General features: G+C 37.5%; 22 protein-coding genes. 9 read left to right on the top strand and 13 right to left on the bottom strand.

The features are described from left to right. Positions 1-201: 201 nt before the first annotated feature. Complete coding sequence (locus J4G36_RS07100) at positions 202-2,325, top strand: ATP-dependent Clp protease ATP-binding subunit (protein ID WP_210469339.1); 2,124 nt, start codon at positions 202-204, stop codon at positions 2,323-2,325. 46 nt (positions 2,326-2,371) lie between these two features. Here J4G36_RS07100 and J4G36_RS07095 read toward each other — a convergent pair whose 3' ends face one another. The 6 genes from J4G36_RS07095 to J4G36_RS07070 all read right to left on the bottom strand — a co-directional run bounded on the left by J4G36_RS07095 (position 2,372) and on the right by J4G36_RS07070 (position 5,693). Further along, complete coding sequence (locus J4G36_RS07095) at positions 2,372-2,680, bottom strand: cytoplasmic protein (RefSeq protein ID WP_210469338.1); 309 nt, start codon at positions 2,678-2,680, stop codon at positions 2,372-2,374. 17 nt (positions 2,681-2,697) lie between these two features. Further along, the gene (locus J4G36_RS07090) at positions 2,698-3,390 is read right to left on the bottom strand and encodes a GTP pyrophosphokinase (protein ID WP_483315882.1); all 693 of its coding nucleotides are present in this window, start codon (positions 3,388-3,390) and stop codon (positions 2,698-2,700) included. A 243-nt stretch (positions 3,391-3,633) separates the two neighbouring features. Then, positions 3,634-3,795 (bottom strand): sporulation histidine kinase inhibitor Sda, encoded by a 162-nt coding sequence (sda, locus tag J4G36_RS07085; protein ID WP_210469336.1) that lies wholly within the window; start codon positions 3,793-3,795, stop codon positions 3,634-3,636. Positions 3,796-3,984: 189 nt separating this feature from the next. After that, positions 3,985-4,269 carry a phospholipase gene (locus J4G36_RS07080; RefSeq protein WP_210469335.1) on the bottom strand — a complete coding sequence of 95 codons (285 nt, stop codon included), beginning with the start codon at positions 4,267-4,269 and terminating at the stop codon, positions 3,985-3,987. 345 nt (positions 4,270-4,614) lie between these two features. After that, on the bottom strand, positions 4,615-5,418 hold the full coding sequence (locus J4G36_RS07075; RefSeq protein ID WP_210469334.1) for a VLRF1 family aeRF1-type release factor: 804 nt from the start codon (positions 5,416-5,418) through the stop codon (positions 4,615-4,617). Between the two features lie 122 nt (positions 5,419-5,540). After that, the gene (locus J4G36_RS07070; RefSeq protein WP_210469333.1) at positions 5,541-5,693 is read right to left on the bottom strand and encodes a YfhE family protein; all 153 of its coding nucleotides are present in this window, start codon (positions 5,691-5,693) and stop codon (positions 5,541-5,543) included. Between the two features lie 124 nt (positions 5,694-5,817). Here J4G36_RS07070 and J4G36_RS07065 point away from each other — a divergent pair, with 124 nt between their 5' ends. Next, entirely contained in the window at positions 5,818-6,048 is a 231-nt protein-coding gene (locus J4G36_RS07065) for a group-specific protein (RefSeq protein WP_210469332.1), read from the top strand. A 53-nt stretch (positions 6,049-6,101) separates the two neighbouring features. Here the strand turns inward: J4G36_RS07065 and J4G36_RS07060 are convergent, their stop codons facing one another. Next, the gene (locus tag J4G36_RS07060) at positions 6,102-7,016 is read right to left on the bottom strand and encodes an urea transporter (RefSeq protein WP_256439561.1); all 915 of its coding nucleotides are present in this window, start codon (positions 7,014-7,016) and stop codon (positions 6,102-6,104) included. Positions 7,017-7,235: 219 nt separating this feature from the next. Between J4G36_RS07060 and J4G36_RS07055 the strand changes: the two genes are divergently transcribed. The 5 genes from J4G36_RS07055 to J4G36_RS07040 all read left to right on the top strand — a co-directional run bounded on the left by J4G36_RS07055 (position 7,236) and on the right by J4G36_RS07040 (position 10,400). After that, a complete protein-coding gene (locus J4G36_RS07055; protein ID WP_210469330.1) occupies positions 7,236-7,433 on the top strand; it encodes a hypothetical protein in 198 nt (65 codons plus the stop codon). Between the two features lie 240 nt (positions 7,434-7,673). Next, positions 7,674-7,796 carry a hypothetical protein gene (locus J4G36_RS18700; protein ID WP_256439560.1) on the top strand — a complete coding sequence of 41 codons (123 nt, stop codon included), beginning with the start codon at positions 7,674-7,676 and terminating at the stop codon, positions 7,794-7,796. 266 nt (positions 7,797-8,062) lie between these two features. Further along, positions 8,063-9,235, top strand: a complete 1,173-nt coding sequence (locus J4G36_RS07050) for a hypothetical protein (protein ID WP_210469329.1) — start codon at positions 8,063-8,065, stop codon at positions 9,233-9,235. A 29-nt stretch (positions 9,236-9,264) separates the two neighbouring features. Continuing rightward, positions 9,265-9,489, top strand: coding sequence for a hypothetical protein (locus J4G36_RS07045; RefSeq protein ID WP_210469328.1), 225 nt, complete (start codon positions 9,265-9,267; stop codon positions 9,487-9,489). A 20-nt stretch (positions 9,490-9,509) separates the two neighbouring features. Continuing rightward, on the top strand, positions 9,510-10,400 hold the full coding sequence (locus tag J4G36_RS07040) for an aminoglycoside phosphotransferase family protein (protein ID WP_210469327.1): 891 nt from the start codon (positions 9,510-9,512) through the stop codon (positions 10,398-10,400). Between the two features lie 51 nt (positions 10,401-10,451). Here the strand turns inward: J4G36_RS07040 and J4G36_RS07035 are convergent, their stop codons facing one another. From J4G36_RS07035 to J4G36_RS07020, 4 genes are all read right to left on the bottom strand, one after another. Continuing rightward, positions 10,452-11,282: a S1C family serine protease gene (locus tag J4G36_RS07035; RefSeq protein WP_210469326.1), complete on the bottom strand. Its 831-nt coding sequence runs from the start codon at positions 11,280-11,282 to the stop codon at positions 10,452-10,454. Between the two features lie 130 nt (positions 11,283-11,412). Continuing rightward, entirely contained in the window at positions 11,413-11,937 is a 525-nt protein-coding gene (locus tag J4G36_RS07030) for a type 1 glutamine amidotransferase domain-containing protein (RefSeq protein WP_210469325.1), read from the bottom strand. A 74-nt stretch (positions 11,938-12,011) separates the two neighbouring features. Next, on the bottom strand, positions 12,012-13,367 hold the full coding sequence (locus J4G36_RS07025; RefSeq protein ID WP_210469324.1) for a tripartite tricarboxylate transporter permease: 1,356 nt from the start codon (positions 13,365-13,367) through the stop codon (positions 12,012-12,014). Then, a complete protein-coding gene (locus J4G36_RS07020) occupies positions 13,364-13,810 on the bottom strand; it encodes a hypothetical protein (protein WP_210469323.1) in 447 nt (148 codons plus the stop codon). Before J4G36_RS07020 ends, J4G36_RS07025 begins: the two co-directional genes overlap by 4 nt. Positions 13,811-13,978: 168 nt before the next feature. On the opposite strand from J4G36_RS07020, the gene J4G36_RS07015 reads away from it, so the two are divergent. Together J4G36_RS07015 and J4G36_RS07010 are read left to right on the top strand one after the other, a co-directional pair. Next, positions 13,979-14,194 carry a transcriptional regulator gene (locus J4G36_RS07015; protein ID WP_246880540.1) on the top strand — a complete coding sequence of 72 codons (216 nt, stop codon included), beginning with the start codon at positions 13,979-13,981 and terminating at the stop codon, positions 14,192-14,194. Then, positions 14,194-14,532: a YolD-like family protein gene (locus J4G36_RS07010; protein WP_210469321.1), complete on the top strand. Its 339-nt coding sequence runs from the start codon at positions 14,194-14,196 to the stop codon at positions 14,530-14,532. The genes J4G36_RS07015 and J4G36_RS07010 overlap by 1 nt, the downstream gene beginning before the upstream one ends. 42 nt (positions 14,533-14,574) lie before the next feature. Here J4G36_RS07010 and J4G36_RS07005 read toward each other — a convergent pair whose 3' ends face one another. Next, positions 14,575-15,108 carry a hypothetical protein gene (locus tag J4G36_RS07005; RefSeq protein WP_210469320.1) on the bottom strand — a complete coding sequence of 178 codons (534 nt, stop codon included), beginning with the start codon at positions 15,106-15,108 and terminating at the stop codon, positions 14,575-14,577. Between the two features lie 55 nt (positions 15,109-15,163). Next, positions 15,164-15,955 carry a formate dehydrogenase accessory sulfurtransferase FdhD gene (gene fdhD / locus J4G36_RS07000; RefSeq protein ID WP_210469319.1) on the bottom strand — a complete coding sequence of 264 codons (792 nt, stop codon included), beginning with the start codon at positions 15,953-15,955 and terminating at the stop codon, positions 15,164-15,166. Positions 15,956-16,081: the final 126 nt, after the last annotated feature.

Raw genomic sequence — 16,081 nt, 5'->3', positions numbered from 1 at the left:
TTTTAGTTATCTTAAACCGTCTGTAATCTTAAGAATATCCAATTGAAAGTCGCTTGCAGAATGATTTCTGTGAGCGACTTTTTTAATGTAAGCAGGATTCTTGAAAGTCAAACTAGGTCAGTGTATAATAAATGTATAGTCAAAGATAGTCAAAGTCAGACACGGAAGATATATATCAAGATTACCAAGGAGGAAACATATATGAAATGTCAACTATGTGGTCAAAATGGAGCAACGATGAATCTGAGACTCCGGATGAATCAGCAAAATATGCAATTGAACATGTGTCATACATGTTTCGGTCAAATACAAGGTCAATTGAATGCAGGCAAGATGCCGTCATTGGGTAATGAAGGAAATCACTTTTTCCAAGCAAACGGCGGAGGGCAGGCACGAACTCAGACACAACAAGTTGAGGAAAATATAGAGCATGGCTTGTTAGATCAATTAGGGAAAAACATCTCAAACGACGCGAGGGAAGGGCTAATTGATCCAGTTATCGGGCGCGATCAAGAAGTGAAGCGCGTAATTGAAACTTTAAATAGAAGAAATAAAAACAATCCCGTGTTAATCGGAGAACCTGGTGTCGGTAAAACAGCAATTGCTGAGGGCCTTGCAGTCAAAATTCATGAAGGCAATGTACCGATGAAACTGATGAACAAAGAAGTGTACTTGTTAGATGTCGCTTCACTTATCAGTAATACAGGTATTCGAGGTCAGTTTGAAGAAAGAATGAAGGAATTAATCGAAGAACTTCAAACACGGACAGACGTTATTTTATTCATCGATGAAATTCACTTACTTGTTGGTGCAGGACAGACTGAAGGCTCACAAATGGATGCCGGAAATATTTTGAAACCAGCATTGGCACGCGGTGGCTTGCAACTCATCGGTGCGACGACATTAAAAGAATATCGTCAAATTGAAAAAGATGCTGCGCTTGAACGTCGATTCCAGCCAATCATCGTTAACGAACCGTCTGCAGAAGATACGATTAAAATCTTGAACGGGATTAAAAATCGTTACGAAAATTTCCACGAAGTACGTTATTCTGATGAGGCGGTTCAAGCTTTTGTTACATTGTCTGAGCGCTATATTCAAGACCGATTTCTACCAGATAAAGCAATTGATTTGATGGATGAAGTTGGATCACGTTTAAATCTTGAACATGTAGTAGCTGATTCGAACTTGATTGAAACACGTTTGAACGAGGTTATTCGAGAAAAAGAAGAAGCGGCAGATGTGGAAGATTATGAAAAAGCAGCAAATTTACGACATGAAGAAATTAAGCTTAATAAACAATTAGAGGAATCGAAACAAAACGGGGAAGCCGGAATTGTAGAAGTTACTGTTGCTGATATTGAATTGATTGTCGAAGAAAAAACAGGGATTCCTGTCACAAAACTACAAGCGGCGGAACAAGCAAAGATGAAGGGCATCGCTGAAAATCTTGGCAAAGAAATCATTGGTCAAGAAGAAGCGGTCGATAAAATTGCAAAAGCGATACGTCGCAGTCGTGCGGGGCTCAAATCAAAAACCCGTCCAATTGGATCTTTCTTATTTGTGGGGCCAACGGGTGTCGGTAAGACGGAAATTACAAAAGTCTTAGCAGAAGAGCTATTCGGTTCACGCGACTCGTTAATTCGTCTTGATATGAGTGAATATATGGAGAAACATGCGGTGTCTAAAATTATCGGTTCACCTCCAGGTTATGTAGGTCATGAAGAAGCCGGTCAATTGACTGAACAAATTCGTCGTAAACCGTATTCAATTTTACTTCTGGATGAAATTGAAAAAGCGCATCCGGATGTTCAAAATATGTTCCTGCAAATTATGGAAGACGGCCGTTTAACAGATTCACATGGTCGTACCGTCAGCTTTAAAGATACAGTCATCATTATGACGAGTAACGCCGGAACGGGTGAGAGAAAAGTAAGCGTCGGATTCAATCAAACAGAACATGAATCGGTTACGACGCTCGAAACATTAGGTAATTATTTCAAACCTGAGTTTCTCAACCGTTTCGATGCAATTGTATCATTCAATGAATTGACAGAAGAGAATTTACTAGAAATCGTTGACTTGATGCTTGTGGATTTACAAGAAACAATCGAAGAAAATGATATTAATATTACGATTTCGGATGAAGCAAAACAAGTCTTGGTGAAACTAGGCTATGACAAACGATTCGGAGCTCGACCACTTCGTAGAGTGATTCAAGACAAGATAGAGGATCCATTAACGGATCTCATTTTAGAAGAGGAAAGCGTTGAAAAAGTCCATGTCGATGTTGTGGAAGAAGAGATTGTAGTTTCAAAAGTATAAGTAACCCGAAAAACCACTGAAAAACATTATCAGTGGTTTTTCAAATTTATTTTTTTATAGAGGCAACAGCATGATAACTTGCGTAGTTCAGATGGGAAACCTGAACGCTCACAATTACATTTCGGATTGATTTTTGTAAAAATGGTTTGACTCTTCCTGTATAGTCTTCCAAAGACTTACATTCATAGCTTCGCGGAAGAAGCGCTACATACTTGCAAATTGTTTTACCTGGTAAATCATATTCTGAAGGTATTTCTTCTATTACCTCTAGCGCAATCGTTTTCCTCTTAAGTTTCTTGCTAGTCATTTTTTTGTCGTTTGATAAAAACGTCACAACACCGCTTGCATAAATCATTTATTTCACCCTATATTTTAATCATTACTTTTAGTCAGCAATTCCAAAAAGTTAATCGGGAAGTCGAATTCAGTTAGCCCATCCAATGTATGAATAGAATCATCCGTTTGTTTAATTTTTAGGATTTCCTTATGTAAATGCGCCATTTTGTTGTCCAATTCATTAGCAGATTCGGCAGCCTCTGCCAGTTCTTTTGTAATATTTTCAGGAACGGCTTTATTGTATTTATAGAAAATTTTATGTTCCAAACTTGCCCAAAAATCCATCGCAATTGTTCTAATCTGTACTTCGACGAAGACATTTTCAACACGATCAGACATAAAAACAGGGATTTTCAGGATTAAATGCAGACTTCTATACCCATTGGGTTTTGGGTTTTTAATATAATCTTTGCATTCTACTACTTCAATATCTTGTTGCTTTTGAATCATTTCGCTCAATTTGTAAATGTCAGCGTTAAAGGAGCAATTAATGCGAACGCCTGCAATGTCTTGGATGTTTTCTTTAATCGACGGTAAAGATAATTCAATGTTTTTGCGTTGCGCTTTGTTAATAATACTTTCTGGAGTTTTTAAACGGGTATTGATGTGTTCAATCGGATTATAATCGTGGATCAATTTAAACTCTTGTTCTAATATATTAAGTTTTGTACTGATTTCATCTAGAGCAAATTTGTAGGCAAGCATAAAGCGCGTAATTTCTTTTTTCATTGTATTCAGCTGCATATAATTTACTTCATTGCTAAGGGTCATATTAATTCAATTCCTCCATTGTTTCTACTCCCTCTATATTACCATGAATCGCCTAATTAATATAAAAATCCGTGTTGATATAGAAAACAAAAAACACCCCGATTTTATTGAGCGGAGTGTTCCAATGAAATATTTCATTCCTGAACGTCATTTTTCCGATTTAGGTCTTCAATTATTTGTTTATCAAGTATGATAAAATGCCTAAGGGAGCGATTCTTTAGTTTTTTGCTGTACGCCTTTATGTATGTTGATTAGACGTCTATTGAGTGCTGCTTCTAGTTGCTGAATGAATTCAGGATCAAGCCCTAATTCCTTGGCTTGAAAATAAGCTTTTTTTAGCTCTTCATCTGATAATCTTCTCATGTTGATTTACTTTGGTTCTCCTTTCTATAAGCCCATAAACGATTTGTTAGTCAGCGTATTGTGCGGTAGACGCACGACATTGACAAACTAGTTATACCCGAAGCCTATAGGCTATAAACCTGTTATGTGAAGACCTCTTTTCATTGAATAATATCCGCGAATTCTGTTGGGCCACTAAGTTGTTCATAACTACCATTTATTGCAAGAGAAGATTGTTTGCATTTTCATATAATGATAAAGCAGTCGTGCATGCCTTCCTTGTTGCGTATTTGAATTTATACTGGGACGTAGTCGATTGAGAAATTCTTGATCGCATTCACAGCGATGTCTACCTCTTCGGTAACAAGCATCATGCGCTTTACAAGCCGCATCCACTTCGTTTATAGGCGCACCTGGTCCGTTGCAACCTGGTTCACACCAGTTATAACCCGGCAAGACACAAAAACGGAATCTATTATTTCTTTTTTGTGGCATCACCAAAACCTCCTTTACTTTAGGGTATTCAGATTAGAACAAAATTGTATAAGCTGCCACCCATGTATATTACAATTAATTTAAGCAAGAAGTTTGTGATACCATGAAATAAAGATAAGTTTTTTTAGGGGGATTTTAGACGATGTTTGGTTTTTTTAAGACGAAATGTGCGATGTGTAAACGCAGAACGAGGGAGTTTCAAAGTTATCGGAAACCCTCCGAAGAAAATGTAAAATTATGTTTAGCCTGCTCCGAATACGCTGAACGTCGTGCTTACAGAAGAGTTTAAAGTAATAAAAACTAACTACCCAATTTGATGTTGGGTAGTTAGTTTGTCTCGACTTTTTATTTTTCAAAAACCTGATGAATTACATCATTCGCTTTGCTTTTATTTAGATTTTTGTAAATGCAACTCGCTGGTTTTTCTCGTAAAGTTTCGGCAAAAGCATTGGCTAATTCTGTTTCGCCAGATACATGTATTTCGTGCCAGCCGCGTTCCTTCTTTAGCTTTTCAATAACCTTGTCCATTCCTTTAAAGAATCCTTTAATTTGGGTTCTCGGCCGTACTTCTAATGCAGGGCCAGCGGTGGTTTTCTTTCCATTTCCGCGGTCATGATTAGCTGATTCTATTTTCCGGATTTTCCAAGCCTCCACGCCCGAGTCAAATTCATACACAAGTTCATCTTTCACCGCTCCCATGGCGGTATCTAAAATGCGGACTTCCCCATAACTCGGTAAAATAACGCCCGACTCGGGATATGCTTTGTACATGTACTCCATCTCTTCAGTCATGGGAAGATTCTCCCAGTGGAAACTGGTCTTAACGGGGACTTGCACATAGTGGACTGACCATAATTCAGGCTCTATCGCGGCAAAAATTACAACACTTTTGCTTAAGTTATTCTTTTTGCTTTCCACTTCTTCTGTAACTTTCTTCTTGAGTTCATTAAATGCTTTCAATTCTTTTTCATTTTCTGAAGCGGTAATATACTCGCCAATTCGCTTTAATCCTGTCTTTAAATGAATTCTCCACCCGCCGTTTAATTGCTGCGGATCACCGGGATAGGTATTCAAGTATACACTCAATACACAACGGTCGTTCTCACAGTGAAATTGTTTCAAAACCTCAAGCTCTTTACTTAATGACATTTATTAGATATCCCTCCTTAAGTTAAGATACGCTTTTAGTATGCCCATTTTAAGAAAACAATTTTAAAACTGCGATTTTCAGAAACGGAAAATCGCAGTAGCTTGTAAAAGGTAGACCTTGGTTAACTTTTGCGGTTTTGACGTTCTGCTTTTGTATCATTTTTAACGGCATTATCAGCTTTTTTAAACTCGTTCTGGTACGTAACTTCTTGCGCGGAAGATAATCCATTGTTTTTCTCCGTCATTTTTTCATGCGGCATTTTTTTCTCGCTCATCAATAAATTCACCTCTATATTAGCTTTTCCATATCCATGATAATTAGTCATCAATTTGCTGAATAATGGTATGATGAAGTGAGAGTCAGATTTAAAAGTATTTTTTGAAAAGGGGATGATATAAATGAGTACATGTAATTTGAATCATACTTTGGAGGATGTAACAAAGAAGTTATCCGAACAAAAATCATTTCTCCCGGCAGACTTATTTATTGTGAGTAATCAGTTATTGGAGAAAAGACCTAATCAGAATACACTCAATGAGTTATTTCATTTTCTAAAAAAGTATGACTTGGCTTCAAAAGAAGAACAAGCAGAAAGAAATGTAGGGATTAAAAAACTAACCAATAGATAATAATAGTGACTTTACTTGCAAATTCCTTTTGTAAGTGAAGTCACTATTTTTAATCAAGGGGTTATTTTTCGTATGATTAAAAAAATCCAAGTACTAATGATAAAAGGAGATGTCAAAGCAGGCAGACCAATTGGATTGAGAAGAGCATCCATGCCAGCAGTTATTGGGACAGTCATTGCGGCGGCCAATATTCCATAAAGTAAATAATTTCTTTTATCATCAAATAACAATCCTACTGCAATGACTGTCAGTACGGCATTGTAATTATAGAGACCCAAATCCAATGATTCAGTATCAACGCCTAAAGATCGTGCAGTAAGCCATGAAATGAATGTTCCAAAGACGGCATACACCCCGAATCTCCAACCAGCGACAAAAAGAGCGATAAGAATAAACAAACCAGCCCAAAATGAGTCGATAATAAAAACTTCTCCAACGCCTTTGATTAATCCGAGAATGAAATTTGGTTTCCCTTCTGATGGGATATTCCATTTTACCGGTGAACTAGTAATGAATGCCGGATTTTTGTGTAAAAAGTTAATCGGGTATGTTACGAGTAGCCCAATCCAGGTTATCGCGACAAAGGGAGTTGTTAAAACAGGTATCTTCCACCGGATAACTATCATTGATAAAAAGTACATTAAAAAAGCTGAGGAAGCTGCAGCAATTAGAGCGATAATCCACCGCCAATCGCCATGTAAAAACAGCATGGCTGCAACGCCACTCAAGATTGAGTTGAATCCATATATGCCTTTCTTTGCAGTTTCTTTATCCTTTAAAAGTCCAATACTTGTCCCGACGATCGACGAGAGAAGCGCCATGAGACCGAGATATGGAGAGTGTAATATAAGACCTAACAAAATCAACCCACCAGAAAATCTGTTTTCCATTAACATAACCTGCGAAAATCCTTTAAGTGAAAAAAGGATTAAAGGTTTTATTTTTTGGATCTCGAGCCTGTGGCGCATATATTCCACCCCTTCGGAAAAATGACTTTAGCATATACCATATACGTAAAGATACCATTTTACCGCGAAAATTGGATAGTTTTTTATGGGACGATCTATATTCAGCACTTCCAATTTATTATACGCAATATGTTTTTAAAATTAGGCACATTTCTGAATTAGATTTAGTGACTAAGCCATATTAATTAGGAACGAAAACGAAAAAAAGGAGGTTTTATAATGGGAAATCAATTTAAAGGCGCTAGTAGAAATTCTGGTTCTCTGCCACAAACACCAAAAAACCAGAAGATTAAACCTAATAAAATAAAAGAAGAAATTTCAATGGAACTTGCTGAATTGGGGAACCTGAATCCCAAGCACGATCCAATGACGCCAAATCAACGACAAAAAAGAGAATCAGAAAAAACGTATAAGTAAGTTAAGATTTAGCGATAAAGATTCTAAATATAGACCTTCCCAGTCCAGGGAAGGTTTATTCTTTAAATTTTTTTGTAATATAGCGAGGTTACTGATATATAAATCATCCCCAGACTGGTTCTATAGTCTAATTCACTTTGCACTATGGAACACTTGTTCTGTTTGTGTTACACTGTTTTTATGTTAGCTGTTTTGGTAGGGGAGCGGTTGGTCACTTCCTTCATAATGGAGGTGATTCCAATGTCGATTTACGAAACGATGAATCTATTATTTCATCTTGCATCTATATTTATGGCGATTTTTGCAGTTGTAATAACATTGGTGATTTTCTTTGTAAAAAGAAATGACCGTCCCCCCAGCTAAGGTATGACGGTCATCAGTGACTTCAACCGGGCCAACCGCTCCTACTGCGGTCACACAGTTGCTTAGCCGAGTGTTGCATGCACTCGGTCTCCTAAGCCTATGCAATTCTACTATAATTATACCCAGTGAAATATAAAATATCAAACGACCCTCGTGAATATCTCCCAAATTATTTTTAAAAACTATTAATAGTTCTGTCATTGCTCATTATAAGTAGTTATAATTAAAAGTGGATTATTTTGAATATGAGAAGAGGAAAGTAAATTATGTTGGATAGTCCTGTAGAACGAATTTTATTATTTTTGCCCGATGTAAATCGAAACCATCTGGAGATAGAACAAATGGGATCCGATGATAATAGTTATGAAGTTAACGATATTTTAAAAGGAACTACTTTTCTATATTTCGTCATTAATGACGAAAACAACTTAGAATCCTTGTCGGTCGATACGGATTATTTTAATCAGGTGGATACGGTAAAAAAAGAGAGCGTGTTAGAACGCTCACGTAATATCGCCAATGAATTTATAGATGACTGTGATTTGTTACATTTATCCGCAGCAATAGATTTTGACGACTATTGGTGGATTGAATTCATACGTAAAGATCCGTTTATGGGATTGGAACTACCGAATTCTGGTGTGTCAATTCAAGTTGAGAAAAATGGATTGATTTCCTCGGCGACATTTACAAATGAGTCCTTTGTCATCCAGGAACCTATCATTACATTGACAAAGGAAGAAGCGAAACAGATCTATCTAGGAGAACTTATCTTAATGCCTATGATCTGCCAATTCGACACTGATTATATTGGAGCAGATGACGAGTACCATTTAGTTTATGCTGTCGAGGATTTTGTCATGGGTGTTGGGACTGACGGTGAAATCCATACAATTGAAATGTTTGACGTGCAAAAGTTGGAGTATATCGAGCTATCGTCGGTTGACAAATCTCTTGATAAAGATTGTTTAACCGCATGCAATCAGTCAATTTTATTTTTACAAAGTCAATACGAAAATACTTTTGAAAATTTTTGTTTACTAAAAGAGGAATATCAAGATTTAGAGGAGGAAGATTCCCCTTTTCGCTTTACGTTTCAACGATTTGAGCGGGGAATTCGGGTGGGGAATGCTACCATCACAATAGAAGTAAATCCAAATACACTTATTATTACCGAAGTTAATACTGACTCTGAGGTATTACTGGACCTCTCGAAAATTAATAGCGTTTGTACAATTCCACTTGAAGGTGCGATTGAGATTTATGGTAACGCTCTTGAAATGGAACTAACCTGGTCTAAAGAAATTGAAGAGGATCAGGTAACCTATAAGTTGAACTATTTGCCTTCATTCCCGGAAACGGTTGGACATATGCGGGCAATCGATGCGAAAACTGGAAAACCATGGATCATCGATACATCCTATATGGAAGAGTTTTGATAATTATTTAGAATGAGAAGGGATATATTATGTTTTTTAAAAAAATGACTGAAACTGAAATTGTAAATAGTAAGAAAGGTCAAGAGCTTGGATTTTTGTCGTTTGCAATTTTGTTATTAATTAACATTATCTATTACTGGTTTAAGGAAGTTGAGTTATTCTCTAATTTTGTCATTTTATTTGCGGGGTTGGTCATTGCTTTTGGTTACGAATTTATTTTGAATAGAATGGATAGGTCTAGAAACAAAAGATGATTCGATGGGGGGGGCAGTCAATGGATATTCGTTCAATCCCTTTTTTGAAAAATAATTCATCATTTGAATTTATCGAAGAAGGGTTTTCGGCTGATGAGAAATGGTGTGTGGATCATACATATTTAGTGCGAATATCTCCAAATGGTGATCGACAGCGATTAGACTTGCAGGCAAACTTAGTAAAAGCAGCGAATAAAAATGATTCGCATATTCCTTTCGTGCATGAAGTAGGGGTTCATGATGGCAGTCCTTATATGATTTTGGATTATATCAAAGGTGAAAATGGGCGAGTGATGCTACCGAAACTCAGTCAGGAAGCCCAATATCGAAACGGTCAACAGGTTGGACAAACGCTTTACAAGATGCATCAGATTCCAGCCCCGATCAACTATCCAGCTTGGGACCACCGGTGGATTACTAAAGTTGAAAGACTGTTGCCACGATTTTCCAAAATTGCTGTTGAGAATAAACGGTACGAAAAGGTTGCTCGTTTTGTCATGAATCATCTGCATTTAATTTACGGACGCCCAAGTTGTGTTCAGCATTATGATTTTCATCCGGGGAATATATTGATTCATGAAGAACAATTTACTGGTTTGATTGATATGCAAAAAATAACATATGCGGACCCCATTAATGAGTTCTACAAAATGGAGTATTTTAATGTGCCAATAAGTAAAGCTTATTCACGCGGGGTATTGGACGGCTATCATGATAACAATGCCATTCCGACATCGTTTTGGAAATTGCACAGATTGTACGCGGCGATTCACATTATGTCTGCAGAAGTTTGGGCTAACGAAATAGCGTTGGATCAGCAAGAGCGCTTTAAAATATATACTGATTTTACTTTAAGTCAATTTGATGATTTCGATTTACTGATTCCCAAATGGTATGCGGGGGAATCTTAAAGTTCATGCGCCCGAAACAGTGTCCGGGCGCAAGCAGCAATGAGGCTGCTGTCACTCAATCGCATGATAATACTCATCGATCGGCACAAACAAACCAACTTTACCGTGGACTTCGTCTTTCATAGTCGCAAATACAACACCAATTACTTCACCGCTTCGATTGATTACAGGACTGCCACTATTTCCTCGATAAACAGGTGCTTCCATCATAATGACTGGAACGTCCCAATCAGTTAATTGTGTATAATCAATAATTGTTCCTTCATTTGCGATTCCTTTAAAACTCAGTGGATTACCAATGAAGTAAATTGGTTCATGGCTGGTAAATATTGTTTGATCTGCAAGTTCTAAAAACGGTAGGTTTTCGGCATCGACATCCAACACAGCAAGGTCGACTGACGGGTATGTATTTACAACAGTAGCTGTAAAACGACCTTCATCGGGAAACACAACGGTGATTGCGGTATTTCCTTCAATGACGTGATGATTTGTCAGTATTGTTCCATCGCTGGAGATACTAAAACCCGTACCTTTACCATCCTCTGTCACAACTACGACAACAGCGTCTTTATAAGCCGCAATATCCTCTTGTTGCGACAGCTTCATTGATGTTCTTAAAAAGTCAATTGCTGGAATCGAATAGATTTCAAATACGACTGAAAATGTACTAACGAGCATCATGATTGACATCAACCAAAAAATCCATTTCGGGAAGGAATGTCTTGGTTTGGAATTTGGTTGCTCAAGTGATGCCTTGTAAAGCGCCTCCCGCTGTGCTTCTAATACAAGTACCTGTAATTCTTCATCGCTAATTTCTCCGTCAACTTCTTGACTGCTTTCGACTTCAATCTTTTTATCTTCATAATCGTTCTTTGAATCCACGCGCTCACCCCTGGCTACCAACACTTTGCACTATATACAATTATACACAAACAAGAGAAGGAAGGAATTTTTCTTCGTATATCTTAAAAACCCGATTCTGCTAGTAAGCAGAACCGGGTTTGATAATTATCTATTTCGCAGCAAGTACATCTGCAAATGCTTTAACATATGGCGGTAAATCAGGTGGACGTTGACTAGAAACAATATGACCGTCAACAACGACAGCTTCATCCGTCCAGTTTCCACCAGCGTTCATCATGTCGTGTTTTATTCCTGGCGTACTTGTTACATTTACACCTTTCAAAATGTCAGCTGAAATGAGTACCCATCCGGCATGACAAATTTGACCGATCGGTTTTTTAGCATCATTCATAACACGGATGAAGTTCAGCACTTCTTCATATCTTCTTAATTTATCAGGCGCCCATCCTCCAGGCACAAGAATCGCATCATAATCTTCTGCACGAATATCGGAAAACTGATAGTCGGATACTGCTGGAACACCGTACTTTCCAATATACGTTTTTCCTTTTTCTAATCCAACTAAGTGAACAATCGCACCTTCTTCACGAAGACGATAAATCGGATACCAAAGTTCTAAATCTTCAAATTCATCTTCGACAAGGGCAATAACCTTCTTATCTTTTAGTCTCATTCAAATTCCCTCCTTTACGTGTAACCTATAGCTTATCAATAATAGAGGTCTAGTTGAAATGGAAGGCCTTGCAATTAGATTCCGAACATCTTTAACATAATCCAAGCCGACGCATAAAACACCATAAATTGCACGCCTGCACCGATGCCTAAAATACGATTTAACAGGCCACCAACCGCCGCTACTGTAAATGTTAAAACGATACCGACGACTTGTCCTTCATGGAATGCCAAGAGACAGGCTAGCGCTATGAACATTGCGACAATCGCTTCTTGGCTAATAAATTTCATGACCAAGACTGAAGCTTTTCGTGCGTAATTCATTGTAAACGGGTAGGCAATCAATGCTGCTACGATAAGACCAATCGCACCGTATAGGAAAAACTCCCATGACGTTAAATAAGTATGCAAGTTGTTGACGGGGTCTATTGTAAAAATGGGCGGCGCAATAAATAACGGGGAAGCCGGACCCAATGCAACGGGACTTAGCGGAATACCAAAAGCGATTAACGGAATAATTGTTTCCGCAATATATGTAGATTCCGTAACACCATTCATAACGGCTAAGCTAGTCGTTGACTTTTTGTATGCGCCTTTTGTTCGGGAACCGACAATTTCTCCCATTAGAGAAGTCATTCCAACGGGACTAAAAACAAACGTGAGCGATGAAATGAAAGCCGTAATAGCCGTGAATAGTTTTTGTTCTCCTGATAATATTTTCAATGGATTGGGGAAAAAGCCTTTCCACATGTTTGTTTCGGGTGCCAATTGATATTTCTTCGGCTCGCTTTTTTCGATTGCCCGTTTTGCGCTTGAAGAAGTAGCAGTGAGTATATCAGAGAACATCGGGCCAATCGCAATCCCTAAGAAGAAACTAATGACCAAATGTTTGTCTAATATGCTGAAGCTAATCATGTCTAGACTTTTAATGAAAAAAGCAAAAGGGATAATCATTAATACACTTACCCATCTACCTTGAGAAAAGAAAGCGATTAATACGGCCGCGATTGTAAAGATTATGCCTGAAGAAGATTTAAAGAAATCGGCAAACTGGCCAAGAAATTGACCTAATAAGACTGCTGTTGGCAGTGCGATAAAAGCCCCTATAATTCCACCGGAAAGCATCTTTCTTAATGCAATATGCGGCATGCCCATTCTTCTTAAAGTGTTTGCATGATCAATTAGAGGAACTGCCGTAGTGTCACCGGGAATCCCCATCAACGCGGTAGGAACAGCATGAGTTAAGTGTTTTGCTAATACTGCCGCCATAAAAAATGAAAAAACCGCTGCTGGGGGAGTACCTAATAAGACGACCAATAAAGTTAAGGGAACCATTACCGCTGTTTCATCTGTTCCAGAAATCAAACCAATCAAGGAAAAAACAATTGCGCCTATAAAGGCGAATAATATGGCGGTCATAAGTAAACTCATTTTTTATTGTCACCACCCAATGCTTCGAAGTGTTTTAACACGCCAAGGTCTTTTAATTCTTTTTTTATAATCGGATCATTTTCAATCAATTTTAATTCCTCATGGGGATCTAATTGCAAGTCTTCAAAAACTTCCCTCATGCTTTCAATTGAGGTCTCTTCCTCAAGTAATATCCGTTTAGGCTTAAAGATTATTGAACATAACACTAAAGATAATACAGTACCTACAATGCCAAGAAGTAGGGAATATGATGCAACCATATTTTCACTGGCAATTGCGGGAAAAATTCGAAGGCCAATAGTATAGCCACCTAAACTGATGCTGACACTTAATATAATTGCAAATAATAATTGATTGGGAACAATGGTGTCGCCCAATATTTCCAAAAACTTTTTCTGTCCTTTATTTTTTGAATCATTGTCATCTTGTTGCTGACGGGACATTTACTTCACCTCTCTATGTTGACTCTTGTTTAGCCTTGCCAATTATACTATTTTACATCAGCATGTGAAAGATATTCAGCTCTAGTTTCAATTAACTGTATAATTTTCCTAGTTGCAAACCGAACACACATTCCGTATAATGAAAGAAAGGAGGGAACACCCGTGCGCATGAAGCTGGTGAATTCGATGAAGTATAGGGAGCCACTGGACATGATTTATATTGCAAATAACGGAGTAATTAGTAAGCGAAGAGTCAAGGTTATTCAAATTGAAGAGGGGACTTTCCGAGCCTATTGCCATTTGCGTAAATCCACCAGAATTTTCAAAATCGACAATGTGCTTGCGCTAGTTCCTGTGATCCAAACTGAAAGCATGGTGATTTAATGTACAAAAACATTCGTGACCGCGGAACGAAGAAGTGGACCGCAATGATGTTACCCGAGCATGTGGAAGCGTTAAGGGAGTGGATGGCCGAGGATGACTACGTTGAAAAGCCGGAATTTGATGATTGGGAATTGCTTTTAATTCAAGAAGAAATTGAACGTAGCATTCAAAGTGGCAGTCCGGTAAACATCAAAACCTGGAAGGATGGGAAGGTCATCACTTTTGAAGGGGTTATTAGTAGAATCGATTATCGCTTAAGCCAGATATTGTTTACGACCTCATTTGAAAAAATTCGAATATCGGTGTCGGATGTGATAAGAGTTCAGGTTTTGGATTGAGTTTTCATGTGAAAAAGCATCGTATCAAAACGATGCTTTTTGTTATTCTATATTAGGGTTCGTCTGTTCTTCATAATATTTGTTGTATTGTTCAAAGTACTTTCGTTTTAAATCCGCAATTTTATTAACATCCTTTGAAATAATATCAATAACATCGCTACTTACATATAACAGGGATTTATCGTTGAAAAAAGAAATATAAGCTTCATTGTGGCCTTTATAAATTTTTGAGCAATATTTAATTATATCATTACGATTTAAATTCTTTATAGTAGCGTACACAACATCTTCACCAATAGAACTGTCTTTAACGATGGTTTCGTGCCAGTTTTTTATTTCAATAATTTTTCCGATTTTTGGTTTTGAAGAATAACGCTTATTATTAGCGACATACCCTGATAAAAATATAACATTTATATGATCATCTTCTTTAAATATATCTCCAACAATTTTTTGAATCAAAGTGATACTTAAATCTTCCATACCGAACCTAATTCTTTGTTCTGAAGCTACTTGGAAATAAGGTGTATCCTTATTGCAGTCGAAATCGATATTAATCTTATTTAATTTAACCAACTTTTTAAATCTCCTATTCTATTTCATTTCCGCATAGAAGGTACCGGATGGAAATTTATTTAAAAATAATTCGTTCTGGATGTGTATATAAATTGAAAGAGCCATCCCTGATAAAGCCTACTGTCGTGATACCTAAATCCTCGGCGAGTTGTAATGCGAGTTCAGTAGGGGCCGATTTCGACAATACGACTTCGCAACCGATTTTGGCGACTTTCAGCAGGATTTCAGAGGAAATTCGGCCGCTAAACACAATCACTTTATCGCCGACTGGAATGTTATTCTTCAAACAGTGCCCATAAATTTTATCTAAAGCGTTATGGCGCCCGATATCCATTCTTGATAAGACAATGCCGTTCCGATCACATAATGCAGCGTTATGAACCCCACCCGTATCTTGAAACAGTTTTGCCGAATTCTCCATTTCTGCCATTAATGAAAAGCATTCATTGGCTGTCAAAGTGACGCGAGTCTCGGTCATTTTTTTAGCCGTGAGTGCATCATTTGCGAAAACAAATCCTTGTCGGCTCATCCCGCAACATGAGGTGATGTAGCGTTTACTTTGCAAGTTTTCATAAAAAGGATAAAGCTTATTTGTTTTTATGTGCACATATCCCAACTCTTCTTGCACCCAAATCTCTTTAATTTCACTATATTTACCGATTACTCTTTCAGATGCCAAGAAGCCGATTACCATGTCTTCGATATATTCAGGCGTGCAAACGATTGTCATAAATTCTTTATCGTTAATTTTAATCGTCACGGGGTGCTCGATAGCGACATTGTCTTCTTTTTGATGAAAACTCCCTAGTGAAAAACGTATAATATTTCGTTTTTGAATTTTCTTCACAGAAATCCCCCTTTCATTTTAGCTATTTATCTATTCACCTATAATGCTAGAATACATTGTCTATTCTAAAAATATCAACTACAATTATAGTAAAGCTTATTCTGTAGTAGTCAAAGGGAGGGGCAT

The organism is Sporosarcina sp. 6E9 (assembly GCF_017921835.1).
Classification (GTDB): Bacteria; Bacillota; Bacilli; order Bacillales_A; family Planococcaceae; genus Sporosarcina.
Note: the sequence above shows the minus strand (reverse complement) of the source record. Positions and strands in the feature narration are given on the sequence as shown.

Bases quoted from the DNA above. Each gene is read 5' to 3' on its own strand.
- J4G36_RS07100 (WP_210469339.1), top strand. From the start codon at position 202: ATGAAATGTCAACTATGTGGTCAAAATGGAGCAACGATGAATCTGAGA.
- J4G36_RS07095 (WP_210469338.1), bottom strand. From the start codon at position 2,680: ATGATTTATGCAAGCGGTGTTGTGACGTTTTTATCAAACGACAAAAAA.
- J4G36_RS07090 (WP_483315882.1), bottom strand. From the start codon at position 3,390: ATGAAAAAAGAAATTACGCGCTTTATGCTTGCCTACAAATTTGCTCTA.
- sda (WP_210469336.1), bottom strand. From the start codon at position 3,795: ATGAGAAGATTATCAGATGAAGAGCTAAAAAAAGCTTATTTTCAAGCC.
- J4G36_RS07080 (WP_210469335.1), bottom strand. From the start codon at position 4,269: ATGCCACAAAAAAGAAATAATAGATTCCGTTTTTGTGTCTTGCCGGGT.
- J4G36_RS07075 (WP_210469334.1), bottom strand. From the start codon at position 5,418: ATGTCATTAAGTAAAGAGCTTGAGGTTTTGAAACAATTTCACTGTGAG.
- J4G36_RS07070 (WP_210469333.1), bottom strand. From the start codon at position 5,693: ATGAGCGAGAAAAAAATGCCGCATGAAAAAATGACGGAGAAAAACAAT.
- J4G36_RS07065 (WP_210469332.1), top strand. From the start codon at position 5,818: ATGAGTACATGTAATTTGAATCATACTTTGGAGGATGTAACAAAGAAG.
- J4G36_RS07060 (WP_256439561.1), bottom strand. From the start codon at position 7,016: ATGCGCCACAGGCTCGAGATCCAAAAAATAAAACCTTTAATCCTTTTT.
- J4G36_RS07055 (WP_210469330.1), top strand. From the start codon at position 7,236: ATGGGAAATCAATTTAAAGGCGCTAGTAGAAATTCTGGTTCTCTGCCA.
- J4G36_RS18700 (WP_256439560.1), top strand. From the start codon at position 7,674: ATGTCGATTTACGAAACGATGAATCTATTATTTCATCTTGCATCTATA.
- J4G36_RS07050 (WP_210469329.1), top strand. From the start codon at position 8,063: ATGTTGGATAGTCCTGTAGAACGAATTTTATTATTTTTGCCCGATGTA.
- J4G36_RS07045 (WP_210469328.1), top strand. From the start codon at position 9,265: ATGTTTTTTAAAAAAATGACTGAAACTGAAATTGTAAATAGTAAGAAA.
- J4G36_RS07040 (WP_210469327.1), top strand. From the start codon at position 9,510: ATGGATATTCGTTCAATCCCTTTTTTGAAAAATAATTCATCATTTGAA.
- J4G36_RS07030 (WP_210469325.1), bottom strand. From the start codon at position 11,937: ATGAGACTAAAAGATAAGAAGGTTATTGCCCTTGTCGAAGATGAATTT.
- J4G36_RS07025 (WP_210469324.1), bottom strand. From the start codon at position 13,367: ATGAGTTTACTTATGACCGCCATATTATTCGCCTTTATAGGCGCAATT.
- J4G36_RS07020 (WP_210469323.1), bottom strand. From the start codon at position 13,810: ATGTCCCGTCAGCAACAAGATGACAATGATTCAAAAAATAAAGGACAG.
- J4G36_RS07015 (WP_246880540.1), top strand. From the start codon at position 13,979: ATGAAGCTGGTGAATTCGATGAAGTATAGGGAGCCACTGGACATGATT.
- J4G36_RS07010 (WP_210469321.1), top strand. From the start codon at position 14,194: ATGTACAAAAACATTCGTGACCGCGGAACGAAGAAGTGGACCGCAATG.